General features: G+C 56.9%; 12 protein-coding genes. 8 read left to right on the top strand and 4 right to left on the bottom strand.

The genetic code is table 11. The features are described 5' to 3' along the window. Positions 1-225 precede the first annotated feature (225 nt). Genes K227x_RS14035 through K227x_RS14025 form a run of 3 tightly spaced genes read left to right on the top strand, consistent with a single transcriptional unit; the run spans position 226 to position 3,095 of the window. Positions 226-972 (top strand): DUF533 domain-containing protein, encoded by a 747-nt coding sequence (locus K227x_RS14035; RefSeq protein WP_145170354.1) that lies wholly within the window; start codon positions 226-228, stop codon positions 970-972. A gap of 18 nt (positions 973-990) precedes the next feature. Beyond that, positions 991-1,827 (top strand): lysophospholipid acyltransferase family protein, encoded by an 837-nt coding sequence (locus tag K227x_RS14030; RefSeq protein ID WP_145170352.1) that lies wholly within the window; start codon positions 991-993, stop codon positions 1,825-1,827. Next, positions 1,824-3,095: a glycosyltransferase family 2 protein gene (locus K227x_RS14025; RefSeq protein WP_246146796.1), complete on the top strand. Its 1,272-nt coding sequence runs from the start codon at positions 1,824-1,826 to the stop codon at positions 3,093-3,095. Before K227x_RS14030 ends, K227x_RS14025 begins: the two co-directional genes overlap by 4 nt. 181 nt (positions 3,096-3,276) lie before the next feature. Here the strand turns inward: K227x_RS14025 and K227x_RS14020 are convergent, their stop codons facing one another. Then, on the bottom strand, positions 3,277-4,638 hold the full coding sequence (locus tag K227x_RS14020) for a Gfo/Idh/MocA family protein (protein WP_145170351.1): 1,362 nt from the start codon (positions 4,636-4,638) through the stop codon (positions 3,277-3,279). A gap of 340 nt (positions 4,639-4,978) precedes the next feature. Between K227x_RS14020 and K227x_RS14015 the strand changes: the two genes are divergently transcribed. After that, positions 4,979-8,734 carry a PVC-type heme-binding CxxCH protein gene (locus K227x_RS14015; RefSeq protein WP_145170349.1) on the top strand — a complete coding sequence of 1,252 codons (3,756 nt, stop codon included), beginning with the start codon at positions 4,979-4,981 and terminating at the stop codon, positions 8,732-8,734. A gap of 176 nt (positions 8,735-8,910) precedes the next feature. Here K227x_RS14015 and K227x_RS14010 read toward each other — a convergent pair whose 3' ends face one another. Both K227x_RS14010 and K227x_RS14005 read right to left on the bottom strand, forming a co-directional pair. Then, positions 8,911-9,261 carry a cupin domain-containing protein gene (locus K227x_RS14010; RefSeq protein ID WP_145170347.1) on the bottom strand — a complete coding sequence of 117 codons (351 nt, stop codon included), beginning with the start codon at positions 9,259-9,261 and terminating at the stop codon, positions 8,911-8,913. Positions 9,262-9,271: 10 nt separating this feature from the next. Further along, positions 9,272-10,825, bottom strand: a complete 1,554-nt coding sequence (locus tag K227x_RS14005; protein WP_218934002.1) for a PrsW family glutamic-type intramembrane protease — start codon at positions 10,823-10,825, stop codon at positions 9,272-9,274. Between the two features lie 481 nt (positions 10,826-11,306). Here K227x_RS14005 and K227x_RS14000 point away from each other — a divergent pair, with 481 nt between their 5' ends. The 3 genes from K227x_RS14000 to K227x_RS13990 all read left to right on the top strand — a co-directional run bounded on the left by K227x_RS14000 (position 11,307) and on the right by K227x_RS13990 (position 15,979). Further along, complete coding sequence (locus K227x_RS14000) at positions 11,307-13,742, top strand: alpha/beta hydrolase fold domain-containing protein (protein WP_145170343.1); 2,436 nt, start codon at positions 11,307-11,309, stop codon at positions 13,740-13,742. A gap of 236 nt (positions 13,743-13,978) precedes the next feature. Beyond that, the gene (gene fae / locus K227x_RS13995; protein WP_145170341.1) at positions 13,979-14,527 is read left to right on the top strand and encodes a formaldehyde-activating enzyme; all 549 of its coding nucleotides are present in this window, start codon (positions 13,979-13,981) and stop codon (positions 14,525-14,527) included. 273 nt (positions 14,528-14,800) lie between these two features. Beyond that, complete coding sequence (locus tag K227x_RS13990; protein WP_145170339.1) at positions 14,801-15,979, top strand: hypothetical protein; 1,179 nt, start codon at positions 14,801-14,803, stop codon at positions 15,977-15,979. Positions 15,980-16,125: 146 nt separating this feature from the next. Here the strand turns inward: K227x_RS13990 and K227x_RS13985 are convergent, their stop codons facing one another. Continuing rightward, a complete protein-coding gene (locus K227x_RS13985; protein ID WP_246146795.1) occupies positions 16,126-17,109 on the bottom strand; it encodes an SPFH domain-containing protein in 984 nt (327 codons plus the stop codon). A gap of 386 nt (positions 17,110-17,495) precedes the next feature. Between K227x_RS13985 and K227x_RS13980 the strand changes: the two genes are divergently transcribed. Next, entirely contained in the window at positions 17,496-18,509 is a 1,014-nt protein-coding gene (locus K227x_RS13980) for a GDSL-type esterase/lipase family protein (RefSeq protein ID WP_145170337.1), read from the top strand. Positions 18,510-18,573: the final 64 nt, after the last annotated feature.

Genomic DNA, 18,573 nt, shown 5'->3' with positions numbered 1-18,573 from the left:
CTCAGTTCCACAGCGTCCGCTTGGCGGTTGGACCTTGCCGCCATCAAATCCGGCTCCAGTCCATCGACCCGTTGATCGGTTGCCTTTTTCCAAGCCGCAATTAGCGATCGGTGCATTGTGGTAGATGAAGGGGATTGCCCGCTGGGCTAGACTGTCTGGGATGCTTTGCCTGCGGATGCGTTTCTTCGCGACAGGAATGCAGCACCTGACACACCGGAGCGGACGATGGATGCAGTGAAAGTTTTGGGCAGTCTCCTTAGCCAACGAGCATCCCGAACGGGCGGCAATGGCGCTGTGCTCGGACAGATCCTAAGCGGGATTGCAGACGCAAATGATCATCACGATCGCCACCCGCATCACGATCGCCCTGATCATCATGATGGTGATCAACGTTTTGCCGATCAACATCACCAGCCGCTGGAACACATGGTGCGTGATTCGATCGGTCGTCATCATCATGGTGGCGGACAGTTGCCCAGCCAGGCACAGCGATGGGTACGTCATTCCGATAACGCTGGCTATGGCCGCGGCGGGTACAGGCCCGAACCAGGTCAACGCGTCGTTCGCGGCGCCCCACGTCCACGTCACGACATCCACCAAGATCATCACAGCGGACTTGGTTACGATCGGCGCGCCGAGATTCTGATCGAGGCGATGGTGATGGCGTCGCAGGCGGACGGGAAAATTGACGCGGCCGAGCAGGAACGCATTCTGCAGCAGTTGCAACCATTGGACCAGGACGAATTGCAGTTCCTTCGTCGTGAATTTGGCAGACGCCACGACGTGCACGCGTTCATTCACGCACTGCCAAACGGAATGGAATACGAGGTCTATCAAGTATCGCTGATGGCAATGCATCTGGACACGAATCTAGAAGCACAATACCTGCGTGAATTTGCGAAGTGCTTGCGAATCGATCCGCAGGTCTGCAATCGCATCCACCGTCGCGTTGGCGCGCCGACGTTGTTTTAGGCTGCGGAAACCTATCAAATGCCCGATCCAAGTTCTCGCGACGCTGACGAAAAGTCGAACGCGAATGCCTGCGCCGTCCCGAAAATTCAAAAGTGGTTCCAGGATGGATTCCACCGATTCCTAAAGCCATTCCTTCGGCGTCATTTTCATGCCGTCGGAATCGACCGCCACACGCTAGACCAGTCCGGGCTTCGCGACGATGAACCGTTGCTGGTCTACGGAAACCATCCGTCATGGTGGGATCCGTTGGTCGCGCATTTTTTGAATCGCAATCTGTTTCCGACACGTCAATTCTATGCCCCCATCGATGCGTCGGCACTGCAACAGTATCAAGTCTTTGCAAAGCTTGGGTTCTACGGCGTTGAAATGAACTCGGTATCAGGAACGTCCGACTTTCTGAAGCAAAGCCGTGCGATCTTGGAAAGTCCCGGTACCGCGATTTGGATGACCCCCGAGGGACGCTTCGCGGACGTTCGTGACCACCACGCACCACTGATGCCCGGGCTGGCCCATTTGTGTTCGCGTCGAAACTCTGGATGGGTGTTTCCGCTGGCGCTGGAGTACGTTTTCTGGGACGACCGATTACCGGTTTGCTTGGCTCGTTTGGGCGTCCCCATCAACATCGCCGACTTTCCAAACCTCGAAAAATCCCAGTGGAATACGATGCTGTCCGACCGACTTCGCACGGCGCAAACCGATCTGGCCGCCGATGCGATCGCACGCTGCAGTGACCCATTCGACAACCTGCTGATCGGACGTGCGGGCGCCGGGGCTAGTTACGATTGGTTCCGCTGGGTTCGATCCAAAATGACGGGCAAAGAATTTCGTCCTCAGCACGGGGATCAATTCCAATGATTCTGACTCTATCAATCGTTGGATTCATCCTTTCACTGATCCCGGCTTTGATGTTCATCGCGAACCTTCCGCTGTTTTGCGTCATGGATCGCGGTGGCGATCGATCTGCTAGCGATCATCGGGATGCCGCCGATAACGCTGCATCGGAACTAGAATCCGGCGTCGCGAATCTTTCGACGAGTTCCCCCGGCGAAAAACCGCTTCCCCACTCGGCGAGCGACCATGCACTCGCCCGATCAGCCCCCTTCCACACAGAGCCACCATCGGTTTCGGTGCTGGTTCCAGCCCGAGACGAACAGGCATCGATTGCCCGAAGTATTGAATCGATCCTTCAAAGCCAAAATGTGAACGTCGAAGTGATCGTGTTGGACGATCATTCGACGGACGACACCGCTGCGGTGGTGGACGCGATGGCCCGGCGTGATCATCGCGTCCGGTTGGTTGCGGGGAAACCGCTGCCCGATGGTTGGAACGGCAAACAACATGCGTGTTTCCAGCTAGCGCAGTTTGCGAGTTACCAGAGATTGATGTTCCTAGACGCCGACGTTCGGCTGGCCACCGATGGACTGGCCCGATTGATCGAATATCAGGACCGGAACAAAGTCGCATTGCTCAGCGCCTTTCCACATCAGGAAACCGGAACATGGCTTGAAAAGTGGATCATCCCGCTGATGCACTACATCCTGTTGGGGTTCCTGCCCTTGCCCCGAATGCGTCAGAGTACACATCCGTCGTATGCATCGGGTTGCGGTCAGTGTTTCCTGACGATGCAAAGCGACTATATGGCGGCAGGCACCCATCAATCCATCCGCGGGTCACGTCACGATGGCCTGAAACTGCCACGCGCCTTTCGGATTGCCGGACTCAGCACCGATGTTGTCGACGGCACATCCATCGCCACCTGTCGGATGTACACCAACGCGGCGGAAGTCGTCCGCGGTGTCCTGAAAAACGCGATCGAAGGGATCGCAAACCCAAGGTTGATCGGTGTGTTTTCGATCTTGCTGTTGGGCGGCAGCGTCCTGCCATGGATCACGCTGGCGTTCGCGATCGCACAGAGGAATAGTTGGGCAATCGCTCTTTCCGTCATGGCCGTCACGGCGGGGCACGCACCACGCGCGATTGCGGCAAAGCGGTTTCGACAACCGTTGTTGGGCGTGGTCTGTCACGGTCCCGCCGTCGCCCTGTTTGTCGCTCTGCAATGGATCGCACTGGCCAACCACTTGATGGGCCGCCAAATCGCGTGGCGCGGCAGAACGGAAACTTAAACCGCCAACGTTCGGACCGATGGCCTTCGGGATCAACGATTCGGTCACGGCCAGATCAACACGGGGGCCAGCGGCGTTCGCCCGCATACCTCGCCGCGAAGACACCGAAACGGTGTCCTGAGGCGTCCACGGCGTCGGCGAAGACGACGTTGGTTCCCGATCGAACGATCCCGCCGGGGACCTAGCTAACAGCCTTCGCAACTTCACGCGACTTGCGTGACAAGAGTGCGTTGGCTTGTTCGTCGTCGACAAACTGCTCGGTCTTGGGATCCCATTGCAAGTCGCGTCCAAGCATCAAAACGATGTTGCACATGTGGCAAGACGTCATCGTTCGGTGATGCGACCAGACGTCTGAAATGGGCTGGCCGCGATCCTCGATGCACTCGAAGAAATTCTTCATGTGATTCCCAGGGTTCTTGCCTTTGCACAGCTTGATGATCGCTTCGTCCAATTCCGCACGATCAGCGTCGGTCAGATTCGAAACCGGTGCACCTTCCAGCTTTCCGCGATTGACAAAGATCCGGCCCTTGTCGCCTTCGAACAGAATCCCGTTGGGAAAATCAACGTTGTCGCCTTCGCGTCTGTAGTGATCATTGACATTCATCACCGATCCGTTGGCGAAGGTCAGATCGATATCAAAGCTGGTGGCCGTATTGTATCCGTTCGGCAGCGAAGCTTCGCCATCCAAATACGCATTCCAATTGAAGTCCGTCGGCACGATGTCGGGGAACTTTCCAGTCCCCGAGATCTTGACGGGGCCATCTTCGCCCGGTGCCAGCGCCCATTGTGCGATGTCGATGTGGTGAGCGCCCCAGTCGGTCATTTTGCCGCCGGAATAGTCAAAGTACCAACGGAACATTCTTCGGCGTTGTTCGCTGTACTCTGCTTCCGGGGCTGGGCCAACCCACATGTCCCAATCCAGATCGTCCGGGGCTGCCGTCGATTCGAAGGGACCATCACCGGGGGCTCCGCCGATCGCGATGTACGCGTTGACGTTGTTGCCCAGTCGTCCGCTTTGCACCATCGCAACGGCAGTCAGGAATAGATCTTTCGAACTCCGTTGCTGGGTTCCGACCTGAAACACTCGGCCTGTCTTCTCGACGACCTTGCGAATTTTCTTGCCTTCGTCGATCGTCAACGTCAGCGGTTTTTCGCAGTAGACGTCGGCGCCGCTTTCCAAAGCCGCAATAGCGATCGGGACGTGCCAGTGGTCAGGGGTGCCGATCGTGACGACATCTAGATTCTCCTTCTCCAGCATCTCGCGATAGTCGCGATACTCGTTCAGCTTCCCACCGAAATCCTTGTTGAACTCGGCGGTGTGCAGGTCATCCACATCGCAGACCGCGACCATATTGGCAAACTTGGCGGCTCCACGGGCGATGCTGCCACCGCGGTTGTACCGACCTCGGCTGCCACCCACGCCGATGCTGCCTAGCCGAAGCTTCTTTTCACTATTTTCCTGGCCCAAAACCGTCCCGCTGACGGACAAGGCGGACGTGGCGGCAGCGGTGGCTTTCAGAAAGCCTCGTCGAGAAGAATGCATGTGAATGGAGTCCTGAAGATCCGAGAATGGAAGAATAGATAACCGTCTGAAGCGCCCCGATCGATGGAACCTGACAGCAACAGTCCAAGAGGATAACGGATCCCAGGGCCCCATTGGGGTGGCAAACCTGGCTTCCAGGCGTATCTTTTGGGTAGCCCCACACGGCTGGCTTGCGACGATCAGGCCGTTTGAACGCCGCTGGTTGCAGCTGCCCAAAATGAAATCTGGTGTACAATGCACCTGCTCGCGCCGCGGCCTTTGGCGATTTTCGCCCCAGTAAACGCTGCCTGTGCGCCAGAACCTTACCCCCCCCCCCCGATTCCATCGAGTGATCGCACGCATGAAGATTGGCCCCCCGTTCCCGGTCTTACAGTTCCTGGCTCTTGCCGTTCTTTTTGCGGGGCCGCCAACCTTCGCCGACGACGCTGGCAAAGCTGCCTCCAACGCCGTCAAGCTGGAACCCGGCCGACGCATCGCCGCAGTCGGCAATGCCACAGCCGAGCGAATGAATCTATTCGGCCACTTCGAAACGCGTTTGCACCTGCAAACCGCAGGCGACAACCTGGTGTTTCGCAATTTCGGTTGGCCTGCCGATGAAGTCGGTGTTCGTCAGCGACCTAGCAGCTACACCACGATCGATGACCCGTTGAAGGTCTACGGCGCCGACACGTTTCTTTGCTTCTACGGATTCAATGAATCGTTTGCTGGCGATGACGACGCGAGTGTCGCATCGTTTGTCGAACAGTATCGCAAATGGATCGCCGAATTGGCGTCGACTTACGCCGCCGCCGACAAACCGACTCAGTTCGTGTTGGTCAGCCCCACCGCGTTTGAATCGACCGGCAACGAATTCCATCCCGACGCCGATCAACGGAACGCCAGCCTGCGTCGCTACAGCGATGCGATCGCCAAGCTAGCCGCCGAAGACGGACACGGATTCGTCAACCTGTTTGACGAAACGGTGACCGAGTTCCAAAGAGAACCGGGCGCCCAGTTCACCATCAACGGTGCGCACCTGAACGAAGCTGGCGATCAAATGATTGCCGACCTGATCGACGCCCAATTGCTGGGCGGCAAACCAGCCAACTGGACCACCGAACAATACGAAAACGTTCAAAAGTGGGTCAACGACAAGTCCTGGTTGCACCAACAAGATTACCGGATGCTGAACGGTTGGTACGTCTACGGCGGCCGCCGAACCTGGGACACCGAAACGTTCCCCACCGAATACCGGAAAATCCGGGCGATGAATGAAGTGCGAGACCAGTACATCTGGGACTTAGCCTCCGCGAAGCCGGTTCCGGAAATTCCTGACGATTCGAACACCGGCGAAGTGTTCACCCCCGAAACAATGTTCGGCACCCGTGACGAAAACTTCCGTCAAATGCGCGAGCCCGAAGAACTGATCTACCCGACTCCCGAAGAGTCGATCGAAATGATGAAGGTTCCCGAGGGTTTCAAAGTCGAACTGTTTGCGTCGGAACGCGAATTTCCCGAATTGGCCAACCCCAATCAGATCGCGTTCGATTCCAAAGGTCGCTTGTGGGTTTCCTGCATGCCGAACTACCCACAGTGGCAACCCGGCGCGAAACGCCCCGATGACCGACTGCTGATTTTGGAAGACACCGATGGTGACGGACGGGCCGACAAGTCCACGACGTTCTATGACAAATTGATCTGCCCCACCGGTTTCGAATTCTATGACGGTGGTGTTCTGGTGGTCGACGAACCACGCATTCTGTTCTTGAAGGACACCGATGGTGACGATCAAGCCGACGAAGTGATCCAATTGGTCGATGGGATCGCCACCGACGATACCCACCACACGGTCGGTGCCTGGGAATTTTCGCACAGTGGTTTGCTTCACATGTTGGAAGGGATCTCTCTTTCGACAACGTTGGAAACACCCTGGGGCGCCTTCCGCAACCGAAACCGTGGCGGCACCTACATCTACGACACGCAAACGATGGATTTCCGCCACTTCGTGACTCCGGGCTACGGCAATCCGTGGTGCTTGGTTTTCGATCAATGGAACAACGGGATTGTCGGCGACGGAACCAACGCCAAGCAGCACTGGACCGCCCCACTATCGGGCAAAGAAGTTGACACGCGAAAGACGCTTCAACCCGTCTTCGATAACGAAGGCATGCGTCCCGCGGTTGGCAATGAATTCCTGCTGTCGCGTCATCTACCCGATTCGATGCAGGGCCAATTCATTTACGCCTGTGTGATCAACATGCACGGGATGCCCCGGTTCAATCTTCGCGACGAAGAGGGCACCGCCGGCATGGCGGGCGAACGAGTCGAAGATCTGTTGTCGTCCACCGACATGACGTTCCGACCTGTGGACCCCAAGATTGGTCCCGACGGAGCAATCTGGTTCGGCGATTGGTGCAATGCGTTGATCGGTCACATGCAGTACTCACAGCGTGACCCGAATCGTGACCACACTCACGGTCGCGTCTATCGAATGATCAACCAGAACAAACCGTTGTTGCCAATCGTCAACATGGAAGCATTGGCGGTGCCAGAACTGTTGGACCAACTATTGGTTCCTGAACTACGCACCCGCTACCGCGTTCGACGCGAACTACGTCTTCGCGACAAGGCCGAAGTGCTGACCGCGATCAATGCTTGGATCGAAGGCGATGTCGCCCCCCATCGTTTGTGCGAAGCGATGTGGATGCAGGAGAGTTTCAAAGCAGTCGATCCCGCACTGGTCCAGCGAATCATGGCCAGCGACGATTGGCGTGCTCGTGGTGCCGCAGTGCATACGGCCGCCAACGAGATCACTCGCATGCCATCGGCCGCATCGCTGATCGCAAGCGCCGCAGCAGACGAAAACCCTCGCGTCCGATTGGAAGCTGTCCGGGCTGCTAGTTTCTTGGAAACCGACGACGCCCTCGAAGTCGCGCTTTCGGTGGTCGACATGCCCATGGACTATTGGATCAGCTACACGCTGGAACACACCCTGCACGCACTGGAACCGCTTTGGAAAACCCAGCAGTCTGGTGAAAACTTCCTGGCCTCCAGCAGCGAATCGGCCCAACGCTACTTCAAACGGTTCCGTGCGATGAGCGGTCCCGGCGGAGCAGCGTTTGCACCTTTGGAGATCGCAGACGACGTGGACGCCGCCCCCCAAGCTCGTTCGCGAGCGATCCACGAATTGGCGGGCATCCGGGGCGGCAATCGTCAACGCGGTGAAGCCGTCTTCAAACAAGTTTGCTCGGCATGTCACAAAGTCGGTGAACTGGGCAAAAAATTCGGCCCCGACCTCAGTGCGGTTGGTTCACGAATGGACGCTGAAAAGTTGATCCGAACCATCGTGATGCCCAACGAAGAAATCGCCAAAGGTTACGAAACCGTGCTGCTGTTGACCTACGACGGAACCACACACACCGGTTTCATCCTGCGTGAAGATGACGAATTCATCACGCTGGGGATCGCCAACGGCAAAGAAGAAACGTTGGAAAAAGAAGAAATCGAAATCCGCAAGGACATGAAGGCAAGTTCGATGCCCGAGGGCTTGGTCAAGACGATCGCGCCGGTTGAGTTCTTGGACTTGATCGAATACCTGAAGGCTCAGAAGGACATCAACCGCGTCAACGACAAGGGTTGGGTTCGTGCTGAATACCAAAAGGAATTGCCGCTTCGAAAACAGGGCGACGCGATCGAAATTTCGCGTGGTGCTGCGGTGAAGCTAGGTGATGGCTTCCAAAACAATGCCTACAACACCGACACGCACTTGCTGTTGTCGCCAATCATGCGAGACGCCCAGGATTTTGTGTTCCACTCGGATCACGATGTCAAGAATCCATTTGTTACGATTCGTCTAGAGAAGAGCCAGCCGATTTCGAAGCTTTGGCTCCGCAATCGCGTCAACAGTGCGTTCCACTATCGCACCGAAGGATTGACCGTCTGGGTCAGTGACGACAACAAGGACTTCACCAAGGTTTGGTCCGCGGACGAAATGATGGGTGAATGGGTCATCGACTTCCCTGCCGGAACGACAGCCAAGTACATCCGGATCGGGCTGGATGGCGAAGGCACCTTCCACCTGTACCAAGCCGCCGTGTTTGGTCCAGAAGCGAAGTAGTTTGATAGTCAAGAAATCCGAGCCGTACTGAAATCGTTCGGCTGAAATCAAATCAGATCGGGTCGCCCATCGCGGTGGCCCGATCTTTTTTTTTACTGCATCGCCGATCACTTCGTCGTGTTGTGGCTTCGCGTCCGCAGACTTCCAAGGCACGCACACCAACGTCCATCGCGGTTTCAATACGCATCCGCATCGTAGAAGACCGCGATCCAAATGGTCGGACACGAATCGCTGGTACGATCGACTCGATGCCGACGATGGGCGTGGATGAAAACATAGTCCCCCGCTCGCATCGTCCGCGCGACCGCTTCATCCTCGAAACGCAGGTCCGCTTCGCCAGCGATCACCGCAACCCATTCATGCTGCGACTGGTCGTACCACTGGCCCGGTGGCGTTGCTTGGCCATGCGAAACAATCCGCTTGATGCGAAGGGACTGGTTCGCCGATCCAGCCACGACTTCGATCAGTTCCTGGGGCAAGACTTGGTCCGTACCCGCAAACAGGTTTCCATCTTGGGGGATCTGCATTTCGGGCAACCTATCGGATCAAAGAGTTGGGCATTTCGCGTAGGTACATGTACACCAGCAGGGCCAGCGAAACGATGTCGGTCGCCAACAGAGTGGCCGCAGCGATCAAACCAACCTGCCAACTGACATACATGAACGTCGTCGCGGTCATGGCGGATACTGCGAACAGGAAGGTCGCTGTCAAGCTGATCGTTTCGCTGCGTGGCACATAGGCCATTCGAACCTCGTGAAAGAACGCATAAGCCAACAGGATAAACAAGATCATACCCCCGATGCTGTATTCGCTTAGTTCCGGAACTGCGATCGCTGCGTCGTAGAAACCGTGCGCTAGCATCACCAATAGAAAAACCAACAACGCATGACTGACGTCCTGTTGTTTCCAGATCACCCTCGCGACGGCCAACCCGATCAAGCCCGTCATGGCAATGTGAGCAAAGTTGGCGGTCAAAAATCGTCCCATGGAATCGGTGCCACCGCTGCGGCTGAAATAGCCCATGTTTTCGACCATTGCAAACCCCAGCCCAACCGACGCCGAAACCAAAAGTGCTTCGATGGTGTTTCGACGTGACGCCAAGAACGGCATCAATGGCAACAGCAGCAACAATTTGGCGAGTTCTTCACGCAGTCCCACGCCCAACACGTAATACTTGACGTTCTGGAACCAATCGTCGCCTTCCAGCAAATCCCAGTTGATCTCTTGCCAGATGTTCAACAGATGCGTGGGCCAGATGCTTAGACAACCAAGGGCAACGCCGACCAGACAAAGCCACCATCGAACGCCGGTGCGAGCATCGGCCTGGCCCATCTGCATCAGCACCACAAACCACCCCGCCGCCGCAAAGACCGCCAAACCGGCCGCCATGGCGTTGTCCATCCTCTCGGCCATCAAAAGCGGAATGATCCAGAAGATTTTGCCCCAGTCCTGATCCGATTCGGCAATCAAAAGTCGATCGCTCGGCGAGATCAGCGACTGATACTGCGGGTCGCTCGCCAGCCGACGAATGGCCGTGACGTCATTGGCGGCGTTGTAGCAATCCACAGCGAACTGGCGAGCGATGGGTGAATCGGACACGTCCACCTCGGCTTCGAAATTTTTTGCCGCGGCCTCGTACCGCTGCTGACTCAGGTAGAACGCCCCAATCGCCAGGCGAGAATACGCGACCCGCTGATCCGCCATTTGGACCAACGTTTTTGTAGGGACTTCATCCTGGACGCTTCGAATCAGCTCGACAGCGATAGTCGATCGATCGCCATCGTCACCGATCATGGACGCTGCTTGTTCAGGATCAATCCAATCAACGTCTGCGGAAAATGCGAACGCAATCAACAAGTGCTCGTACGGTACGTTCTGATTGCGAAGGTCGTCGATTCCGCCGGATGTCAACGTCGCCTGCCGAACAGCGGCAACCACATCCCCAATCGAATTCGAATCCGGTGAATATCGGTGCGGCAGACGACTGGTGATCACCCCACCGATGACCCCGATGGAAAGCACGACGGCCACCATCTGCCAAAGGAAAACGGGCTGAGTCGTCTGCTGACGAAGGAAGGTCTTCCAGTTCATGATGGACAAGGATCCGGTGGCAGAGTCAAAACAAAGATGCAACGCAAGCAGCATAGTGGGAACGGCCAGGGCGAACTCGTTCAGCCACTTCGCCCGTGGGCTGCGTTGGAGCGACCATCCGCAGGGCGCTGCCCGCGAAGGCTTCCACCAAATTTCACTCACACACTTGCTTGGCGACTTAGGAAACGTAGCGTCCGAAGATGTCGACGTGAACTCCAGTCACCGATCCGGCAGGCGACCGGCAAGATTTTTGCATGGGAAGACCGATCAGGAGAACGGTTCCTGATCGCATCCGACCGGTTCGGGCCGCCGATATTCCACCCCGCCGCCCCCATGCTGCTAAAATCGTCCGCAGGTCCGAATCCAGACGACTCGGATCCTGATGGCCCGGGCCGCCGCTGGTGTGCCCATCGGCCTGGCTGCTATTCCCTGGATGACCTGCTTTTGATCGAGGCCCCCCCGAGTGTATCGAAACTTGTTGATGATGATGGTTTGCGTTGCGGTGTGCGGCGTCGATTCGGGCGGTCGCTTGCACGCGATGGCCCCGGAAGTGCGAATCGAAACCGACCTCGTCTATGGCGCGGATGACTCAGGTTATCAAAAACTTGATTTGTACCTGCCTGTCGATGCCGGGGGACGTCGTCCCGTTGTCATCTTTGTGCATGGTGGAGGTTGGAAGGGGGGCAGCAAAGCCAGCGGCAAGAAACACGCAGCTTGGTTGGCCGAACACGGCTTCGTCGTGGCCAGCATGGACTATCGGCTGACCGATGTGGCCGGTTGGCCCGCACAGATCAACGATGGATATGCAGCCGTGCGTTGGATTCGAGACCACGCAGATCAATACAACCTGGACCGCGATCGAATCGGAGTCTGGGGCACATCAGCCGGGGCTCACCTTGCCATCCTGATGGGAAATCGACCGGACCCGCAAGACCATCCAACATCCAGCCGCGTGCAAGCAGTATGCGACTGGTTCGGCCCCAGTGACCTTTCCACGATGCCGCCCAACATCGTGGACGAAACACGATCGGCGGCTCAGGTTGCCAACAGCAATGGCGCCAAGTTGCTGCGTGCCACGGTTTCCAGTGTTCCGGAATTGGCGCAAGACGCCAGCGGTTTGCATCACGTCACTTCGGATGATCCGGCGATCTTGATCATGCACGGCGACCAGGATACCGGCGTACCGATCCAGCAAAGCCAACGTCTTCACCAGGCTGCACGCGCGTCCGGAGTCAAATCACAACTGCACGTCGTCCAAGGTGCCGGCCATGGCGGAAAGCAGTTTCAAACCCCCGAAGTTCGCACAGAAGTGCTCTCCTTCTTTCAATCCACTTTGATGCGTTCGACTGAGACGCCCTCCGCTGTGGCGTCTTCAACTAATTCGTCAGGGTGGCCACAGGGAAGCGGGCCGGCCGCTGACTTCAGCGCAGCCGGACCGCGACCGCCCGACGATTGGAGTGTTGTCCGCAGCCGGAACATCGTCTGGAACAAGACGCTGCCGGAAACCGGCCAAAGCACGGTGACCGTCTGGGGCGACCGGATCTTTTTCACAACGATGGAAGAAGTCACCGCGGACGCAGAACTGGGCCAGAACATCATTGCCTGGTGCTGCGATGCGGGTACGGGTGCCACGATTTGGAATCGCAAAGTGACCGGTCAGTTCCCGCTGCGACTTTCCGGTTGTTTCAGTGACAGTTCGGCGCCGCCTGCGGTCACCGACGGTCAACGCGTCTGCTTCTTCAACGCGTCTGGCCGGATCAGTTGCTTTGATTTCGACGGCAACGAACTCTGGACTCGCGAAGTCATGCCGGTTGGGCGGACGCAACCGATGATCATCGACGATGGGGTCGCGTTCATCCGTCAACGCTACATGCCCGACGACCAAGGGCATTTTACGCACGAACACAAAGATGCCCCCGTCGAACAGTGGACTCAAATTGAATGCCTGGACATGCGGACTGGCAAAACGAAGTGGACGACGGACTGTGGCGTCAACATGGGATGCGTTCCGGTGCTTGCGGAACGAACCGATGGACGACGGGTCATCGTTGTCGGCCGTGGCGGCGGACACTCGCCACCGGAACACCCCGAAGGGATTTCGATGCTGGATGCGCAAGACGGTTCGACATTATGGACGCTTCCGTTGCCTGGATTCATGAGCACCATGGCGTTCCACCTTTCCCAAGGCAACGTCCTGGTATTCCACGATGACCAACACCTGTGGATTGACGAAAACAACGGCAAAGTCAACCGATCAGTGTCGTTCTTGAATGACGTTGCGGTATGTCGGCATTCAGCCGAGGGATGGCAAATTGTCAACGAGTCGCTTCCGGCGGCAAAGAACAAACGTGCGATCATCCAACAGTCGAATATTCTTGCCGGTCAATTTCACTACTTCCGGAGCTATAGCCGCCCCTATCTAGGCCGCATTCATGTCCAAACCGGCCGCGTGGATTATCTGCAACTGCCGGTCCAAGTGAAGCGGTCGCTGACCGGTGACGAGCAGTGGTTGTGGGATGAATCCGGAATGTCTGCGAACGTCATCGCCGAGGTGCGGAAAGAGTCCAAGAAACGGAGTTCCGTGATTCCCATCGAACGATGGCACTTCGAACCCAACGATATGAAAAATTCACGGGGCTTGGTCGTGATGGGCGACAACCGTTCGATGGGAACCGGTTGGGGACACCATGCTTCGCCGATTCCGACCGTGGTCAACCAGCGACTTTACGTCCCGATCATGAATGGCACCGTCTATGTGATCGATTCCCAAGCCCCGCGATTAGACGAAACCGCACTGATCGCGGTCAACGATTTGGGGCAGGTCGGGCAATCGTTCCAACGAGCGGCAATCAGCTATGCCGATGGCAAACTTTACGCGCACACGATCCGGCAGATCACCTGCATCGGCAACCAGTGACCATCCGACGCTGTACCGGCCACCGTGGCGGACCTCGCAAGTTACATTGCCCGGGGCTGGGACGCGGACGTCGGTTGGCATAGGTTCTTACCGGTCCGGTCAGACCACAACTGGCGTATTGGATTTCGCCAGAAGTCGCTGCACGAGGTGGAATTCTGGCGAATCCAGCGATAACGACCGCCGCTCACCGTTTCCGTCTTTCTGTTTCCTAATCTTCAATCTCTCGAGAATCCACCATGTCAGAACGTATCGTACTTCGCACCGGCGAATCCTTGGTCGCTGGTGGTCCCCCATTCACGGCCGCGGAACCCGAGGTCGTCATCGGCGAATTGGATGGACCGGTTGGCACCGCGCTGGCAACGTTGACCGGTGATCAGTCGATGGGACACTCCAAGGTGTTTGCCATCTTGAACACCGACATTCAAGTTCGTCCGGTCACGCTATGCGTCAGCAAGGTGACGGTCAAAAACAGTCGCTATACCAATATTCTGATGGGCACCGTCCAAGCGGCGATCGCCAACGGTGTATTGGATGCCGTTCGCGCCGGCGATCTCCCCAAAGACAAAGCCAATGATCTCGGCATCATCTGCAGCGTCTGGCTGAACCCGGGCGTGGCGACCTGTGAAGACTTGGACCACAAGGCATTGTTTGACATCCACCGAAAAGCGATGGCCCAAGCGATCCACAAGGCGATGAACAACGAACCTTCGATCGACTGGCTGCTCGACAACCAGGACAAGATCACCCACAAGTATTACCAAATGGGATTGGACGGAAAAATCTAACACGACGCCCCCGATTGGTCCGTGCAATTCCCCTCCATGGCTCGCGCCATGTGGGGGGGCAATTCAAACAACCACAACGGGCAGCCAAGTCTCCGCCACTCAGCCGCCCTGGCAAACCTTGCCGGTCTGGCAAGGTCTGTCGCGCCGACAGGGTCGTGTGGGGTAGGTCATTGGTACGACCTGTTTTGGTTATGGCAAATTCTAGGCATCCGCTAGGTCGATAACGCAACGACACTTCCGTCCGTTCGACCTTCACCTAGATTAGGACCGTATATGCCATTCCTCCGCGGAAGCCTAGGATTCGAAAGATTCAGCGTCGCAGGTTTCGAGTCGTCCAGTTTCGATGACGAACACATTGAAATTCTTACCAACAACGCGGCTGGGCGAAACGAGAGTGCATCGACCGAAAACGTGCACGTCGGATACTTGGGCGGTGCCCACCTGTTCGATCAAGACTTTGACACTTCCAAGAACGTGATCAACGAAGCCGTCCATTGCTCGGTTCGCATTGACACCAACCAGATCCCCGCCGCCATCCGCGAGGCCTGGTTACAGATGGAACTGACCGGCTATGCCAAAGATAGCCCGTCGGGAAAACCAACCAAGGCACAGCGCAAAGAAGCGAAAGAAGCTGTTGAACAACGCTGCGAAGTCGAAGCAGCGTCCGGCAAATACCGTCGCATGCAACAGTTCCCGCTGCTGTGGGACCATGGCAATAGCACGCTGTACTTTGGCGGATCCGTCGGAACGTCCAGCGCCTTTTGCATCGACCTGCTGGAACGCACCTTCGAAGTTGAAATGCGTCGGATCAGCGCCGGCATCATCGCTCAGCAGTGGGCCATCGACGCGGACCGGTTCGCCGATCTGGACGATCTGCATCCAGCCGCGTTTGTCGACACCCACACGCACGCAAGCTTGCCTTGGGCGAACGAGCATTCGCAGGCTCCCGACTTCCTAGGCAACGAATTTCTGCTGTGGCTTTGGTGGACGCTTGAAAACGAATCGGACACCATCGATCTGGCCGACGAAACCGAAGTCTGTGCGATGTTTGCCAAAACATTGACATTGGAATGCCCACTTGGCGAATCGGGCAAAGAAACGATCACATCGGAATGCCCGGTGAAGTTGCCCGAAGCGATGCAGGCTGTCCGAAGTGGCAAACTGCCACGCAAAGCCGGGCTGACGATCGTTCGCGAAGGACGGACCTTTGACTTGGTACTGCAGGCCGAAACGTTCGCGATCAGCGGAGCTAAGATTCATCTGGACGAAGACGAAGAATTCGAAGATGACGACCGCATCGATGCGATCCGAACCCTCAGCGAAACGGTTGATCTGTTGTTCCACGCCTTTTGCGATCGCCGCAGCGATGCCGAAGCATGGAACAAAGACTTGTCCCAAATGAAGCAATGGCTGAACGATTCCGAACCCGTGGCACAGAAGGCCGCGGCCTAACACGCCGTGCGGAACGGGTCAGCTTCTTCAAGCCAGGTGCGAGGATACGCCTTCCAAGGGCAGATCTCTCCACCTGGCTTTTTTCGTCCGCCTCGACGCGTCGATACGTTCATAACCGGTCGACGAATTCAACGGTTCCACTCGGCTTAGCTGCCCGTTTGGACAACCGGCTGGGTGTGTCGGTCGCTGCACAGGACGACCAATAGATTTGAAACCAGACTGGCGCGTTGGTCAGCCGTTAGGTCAACGATACCATCGCGTTTCAAGTGCTCCAGAGCCATGTCCACCATACCGACGGCACCTTCGACAATCTGAGTCCGAGCCGCAACGACCGCACTGGCTTGCTGACGCTGCAGCATCGCCGCAGCAATCTCGGACGCGTAGGCCAGATGGCTGATACGAGCCTCTAGGACTTCGACGCCCGCCTTCCCCAGTCGGTCTTGAATGTCCTCGCGAAGCCGATCACAGATCTCTTCGGTACTGCCACGCAGCGACACCTCGTCATCGCGACTGTCATACGGATACCGCGTCGCTAACCCGCGGAGGGCCGCTTCGCTTTGTACTTCGACGTAGTTTTGATAGTCGTCGACTTCAAACAGAGCTTCGGCCGTGTCGACCACCTTCCAAACCACCACGGCCGAAATTTCGATCGGATTGCCATCGCGGTCGTTGACCTTCGATGGACGACCCGCGGTGCGAGTCTTGGCTTGCGTGATGACGCCTTCTTTGGACTTTTGTTCGGGCGTTGTTGACGATCCTGTTTCGAAGTTGCGAATTCGTAAACTCACTTTTCGTTTCGAAAAGAACGGGATCACCCAAAAGAAGCCTGACTTCTTGATCGTGCCCTTGTAGTCGCCAAATAGCAGCAGCACTCGGGAATCATTGGGCGCGATCGCAACCAGCCCAAACAAGCCAACCACGGCGCAGAACATCATCAACGCAGCCAGCGGCACCAAAAACTCGGGCGAACCACTGCTGACGCCCGTGACGAAGCTGCCGATCCCCATCAACACGATCAGAAAGCACACGGCCAAAGGCCCCCAACCGGACATTGGGTTCGCGATCAGCTGTTCTTCGTATTCTGGCTTGACGTTCGCTCGAACGCCATTCGGGGGAAGACTTGTGGACATTTCAACACCTGTGAAATCGAGACTGTGTGCAGGGAACTGCGAGGACCTTCTATCAAGGGCCGAATCCATTCTTCGATGGGGCGCGGTCGGATGCGTTTTGATGCCATTTGGAACCTGCAATCACTACCGAAATCTTCCTTCTAAAGCAATCGCGGCGACCTTTTCACCGATTCGGATCAGTTAGGATTGAAGCGTGGCACGTGATGGATGCGCTACTGGCAACGCCCCCATTGGCTTTTAACTGGCCGCGGCTTGAATACGCATTTGCCAATGCCGGTTCCTAGCCAGTCGATGCATTCCGATGCGACCGGACAGATCCCTATCGTCTTACGCGATTCGATCGCCTGAACCGCAGGCACTCTCCTTTGAACCTTTTCAGGAAGTCGATGTCCGACGCATTGAACGTCCCGGCACCAGACGACCAGCGATCCGCCGCGGCGCGGATCGCATCATTGTTTCGGCGCGTGATTCGCACTCTGGCGATCGGATCCGTGCTTGCGCTGTCTCTGCTGGCGTTCCCCAGCGTTCGCCCTTGGGTGATCGCCCTGTGGCTTGCAGTCCACACAACATTGCGGTTCTGGGGGCGTCCAGGTTGGTTCCCACTCGCGTTCTGCATCATCCTGTTGCTGGTTCGACTGGTACCAGCCACACCGGCGATGCTGGTGTTCGGCGTCGTGCTGACAGCGACCGCTTGGATTCGATTTCGCAAGCGCCATCATCCGCAGGTTGCACCACGCCAAACGTGGTTGTGGTTGCTTGTACTTTGGTTGGCTTGGGCAGCAATGCTATGGGAACACCACAGGATCATCCACTGTGGTCGCCCCCACTTTCAATCCTTCGCTGACGATGCAACGATCGTATGCATCGGAGACAGCCTGACCGATGGCATGCGGCCCGACCTTGGCTATCCCGATGCGCTAGACAAAATGCTGACCAATCCTGTCATCAATGAAGGATTCTCTGGAATCGCAACCCACCAGGGACTGGACCTGATGCCCCGAGTGCTGGCTCACCAACCCACCGTGGTCGTGATCGAACTTGGCGGCCACGATTTTCTGAAAGGGCACAGTCGTGCATCCACCAAATCGAACCTGATCGACATGATCGACCAGTGTCATGCGAACGGGGCGGAGGTTGTGTTGATGGAGATTCCGCGCGGATTCATGTTGGATCCATTCGCCAGTCTAGAACGACAGATTGCGTATGAGAAAGATGTCGAACTGGTTGCCGATACTTGGCTCCGCCAAATCGTGCTGAACAGCCCCATCGCCCCGCCCGGCATGTGGATGTCCGCCGATTCACGTCTCAGCGACGACGGCATCCACAGCAATCCCAAAGGCAGCAAAGTGATCGCCCATCGAGTCGCCAAAGCAATCGAATCACTTCGCAGCGTTCCTTAGCCGACGGGCCTACGAATTGGCAATCCATTCATTTCAATGGGCCGACGTCCTTTGTCCGGCGTTA

Source organism: Rubripirellula lacrimiformis (genome assembly GCF_007741535.1).
Taxonomy (GTDB): domain Bacteria; phylum Planctomycetota; class Planctomycetia; order Pirellulales; family Pirellulaceae; genus Rubripirellula; species Rubripirellula lacrimiformis.
This window is presented reverse-complemented; position numbering and strand designations above follow the sequence as displayed.

Bases quoted from the DNA above. Each gene is read 5' to 3' on its own strand.
- K227x_RS14035 (WP_145170354.1), top strand. From the start codon at position 226: ATGGATGCAGTGAAAGTTTTGGGCAGTCTCCTTAGCCAACGAGCATCC.
- K227x_RS14030 (WP_145170352.1), top strand. From the start codon at position 991: ATGCCCGATCCAAGTTCTCGCGACGCTGACGAAAAGTCGAACGCGAAT.
- K227x_RS14025 (WP_246146796.1), top strand. From the start codon at position 1,824: ATGATTCTGACTCTATCAATCGTTGGATTCATCCTTTCACTGATCCCG.
- K227x_RS14020 (WP_145170351.1), bottom strand. From the start codon at position 4,638: ATGCATTCTTCTCGACGAGGCTTTCTGAAAGCCACCGCTGCCGCCACG.
- K227x_RS14015 (WP_145170349.1), top strand. From the start codon at position 4,979: ATGAAGATTGGCCCCCCGTTCCCGGTCTTACAGTTCCTGGCTCTTGCC.
- K227x_RS14010 (WP_145170347.1), bottom strand. From the start codon at position 9,261: ATGCAGATCCCCCAAGATGGAAACCTGTTTGCGGGTACGGACCAAGTC.
- K227x_RS14005 (WP_218934002.1), bottom strand. From the start codon at position 10,825: ATGAACTGGAAGACCTTCCTTCGTCAGCAGACGACTCAGCCCGTTTTC.
- K227x_RS14000 (WP_145170343.1), top strand. From the start codon at position 11,307: ATGATGATGGTTTGCGTTGCGGTGTGCGGCGTCGATTCGGGCGGTCGC.
- fae (WP_145170341.1), top strand. From the start codon at position 13,979: ATGTCAGAACGTATCGTACTTCGCACCGGCGAATCCTTGGTCGCTGGT.
- K227x_RS13990 (WP_145170339.1), top strand. From the start codon at position 14,801: ATGCCATTCCTCCGCGGAAGCCTAGGATTCGAAAGATTCAGCGTCGCA.
- K227x_RS13985 (WP_246146795.1), bottom strand. From the start codon at position 17,109: ATGTCCACAAGTCTTCCCCCGAATGGCGTTCGAGCGAACGTCAAGCCA.
- K227x_RS13980 (WP_145170337.1), top strand. From the start codon at position 17,496: ATGTCCGACGCATTGAACGTCCCGGCACCAGACGACCAGCGATCCGCC.